Here is a 2,751-nt window from a genome sequence, read left to right on the forward strand (position 1 = left end):
GTCCAAGACGCTTCCCTGAGGGCGGTGTTCACCTCTGAGCGATGGCTGCAGGTCGCTGCAAGCATCCCGTCCAGCCGTCTCAACGCGTGCAATCCTGACTGCGGCCCCAACGACGACTCCTGCAAGGGCGGCGGAACGTGCGATCCCGCCGCCGGTGTCATCCCAAGTGCCGCACGCTGAAAGGCAGGATGCCCGATGAAGTGGGAACCGGCAGCCCGACTGCTTGCCGCCAACGCCGTGATCCGGCCGGAGTCACGCTGGAGCAAGCCGCTGGCCAGCACACCCCGGCATTTGTTTGTCCCCCGCTGGTGGACTCGGACCAGCAGTCCTGACGGCAAACAGGTATGGCAGCTGCGCGACGGCGCCAGCGACACCGATGCGTGGCTGCGGGACGCCTACAGCGACACCACGCTGGTCACTCGCGTCGGCCCCCACCACGCCGACCAGGCCCAGCCCGGTCAGATCCTCACCCGTGAACGAGACCGGTACCCGACCTCGTCCTCAACGCTGCCCTCGCTGATACTGCTGATGTACCGGGCCGCGTGCATCACCAACTCCTCGCGCCTGCTGGTAACCACAGGCAGTGGCTACGGCACCGCCCTGGCGTGTGCCCGCCTCGGCGAGGGTCAAGTCACGAGCGTGGACATCGACCCGTATCTGGTGAAGGCGGCCCGCGAGCGGCTGGCCGCAACCGGCCATCAGCCGCGGGTGGAGGTCTGCGACCTGACCGGGAACCTTCCCGAAGGCCTCTACGACCGCATCGTCTCCACAGTCTCTGTGCCCGCCGTGCCCCTCTCGTGGCTCGAGGCGCTCGCCCCTGGCGGACGGCTGGTGACCACCCTTGCCCAGACCGGGTTGGTCATCGTCGCGGACAAGACACCTGACGGCGGCGCAACCGGGTACGTCGCACCGGAGTCGGCCGGGTTCATGAGCGCACGCCACGGCGAGGACTACGAGGACGCCCTTCCGGAGAACGCCCCGGTATGGCAGAGCGCCCAGCACGCGGACGGCGAGACCATCACAACCAGCCGCTTCCCCCTGATGTACGTGCCGGACACCTGGGACGTGCGCTCCACCCTTGAGCTCCTCGCACCCGGTATCGACCACCGCCAGCACACCGCGGCCGACGGCACCCGCACCGTGTACATGCTTCACGAAGACGGCTCCTGGGCCCGCGCCACAGCGGCGCAGCGCCGTGACTCCCCAACGGTGCACCAGGGCGGGCCAAGGCGGCTATGGGATGAGTTGGAGCGCATCCGCACATGGCTCGTCGTGGACGGCGACCTCCCCATCCGGGGTGCCGCGGTGACCATCGCTCCCGACGGCGCGGCCACCCTGTCCCGAAGTGGCTGGTCGGTCACGGTCTCCTGAGCAGTACCCGGTGCAGGACGCTATCGCCGCGGTGAAGCGTGGCCGCCCCATCAGGGTGACCACCTACATCTTCGCGGGCCCCGGAGTCGACGTCGACGTCACGCACGACCTCCTGGGCAGGCATGCAGGCGACCGGGGATGGGCGGTGTCCCGGGAACGGTTCACCGACGAACCGGCGGCGTCCCGCTCTCCGTCCAGCCACAGTTCAACCTGGCCTGCCGTCGAGCCGGTTCGGGCTACGCCGGCGGCGTCCTCCCGAAACGCAGCACCGATGAGGCATACGAGGCATACCTGCACTGGCTGCACCGCCACCACGCCTTCATAGCCTTCCTGCAACCGACTTTCGGAGGACCACAATGGATCGACCAGTCGCTCCGTGAGGGATTGAACCGGCCGCGTTCCGCTTCACCAACCAGGACCAGGGGGATCGACAGGTGACCGTGCGCAACACCTACTTCCGTGTACTCGTCCAGGGGCGGCGCTGGACCTACGAGGCCCTGTGCATCCAATGGAAGAGGGCGCGTGAGGAGCTGGCGAAGAAGGACGGCGACCCCCGCCTGGTCGATATCGAACTGCCCCGGCGGACCTTCGACCATTGGATGACGGGCGATAGCAAGCCGCGCCCGGACGCCGCCCGTGTCCTGGAGTATCTCTTCAACCTGTCCGTTGAGGTCCTCTTCGGACCGCCCCCGGACCCCATCGATGTCCCGAAGCCAGCGGCGGCGTCCTCTCCCGTTCTTACCATCGGAGGTTGGGGAAACCCCAGCGAGATCCTCCTGCAGGCTCAGGAGCTGACTGCCAGCAGCACCGATCCCGCCCTGCTGAGGTTGGTGTCGGAGTCGATCGAGAGCATCGTCCAGCGGTACGAGGACCACGGCCCCCAGCAGCTTGCCAGTGAGGCGCGGCTGCTCCGGAGGATGGTGCAAGTCCTTCTTCTGGGACGGCAGAGTGTCGAACAGCGGCAGCAGCTCTTCGGCCTGGCAGCCCGATCGTCCGGCCTGCTGGCTTACATGGCGGTCAACTCCGGCCGCGCCGACATGGCCGAAGCGTACTGTGTGGAAGCCGAAGCGTGCGCTGATCAAGTCGGTGACGTGGCAGCGAAAATGTGGATTCTGGGGACCAGAGCTCTGAACCTCTACTACGCCGGCGACTACGCAGCCTCCGATGCCGTGGCCGCTTACGGAATCGCGCTGTCCCCGAACAGTCGACAGGCGATCAGACTCTGGGTGAACGGCCGCGCCCGAGCCCTCGCGCGACAGAGCGACGGGCCCGGAACCGTGCGCGCGATCGGCCGAGCGCTCGACCTGAGTGACCAGCAACAGCACCTTCCCGGCGGTGTCACCTCCTGCATCTCCTTCGAGGCGTACAGCCCTGCACGTA

General features: G+C 67.5%; 2 protein-coding genes. Both read left to right on the forward strand.

Annotation, left to right across the window (positions count from 1 at the left end; translation table 11 throughout):
* Nucleotides 1-195 precede the first annotated feature (195 nt).
* A complete protein-coding gene (locus tag ACWFR4_RS48290; RefSeq protein ID WP_453658293.1) occupies nt 196-1,371 on the forward strand; it encodes a methyltransferase domain-containing protein in 1,176 nt (391 codons plus the stop codon).
* Nucleotides 1,372-1,805: 434 nt separating this feature from the next.
* On the forward strand, nt 1,806-2,751 hold a 946-nt coding region (locus ACWFR4_RS48295; protein WP_453658295.1), incomplete at its 3' end, for a hypothetical protein.

This window comes from Streptomyces sp. NPDC055140, from assembly GCF_053607285.1.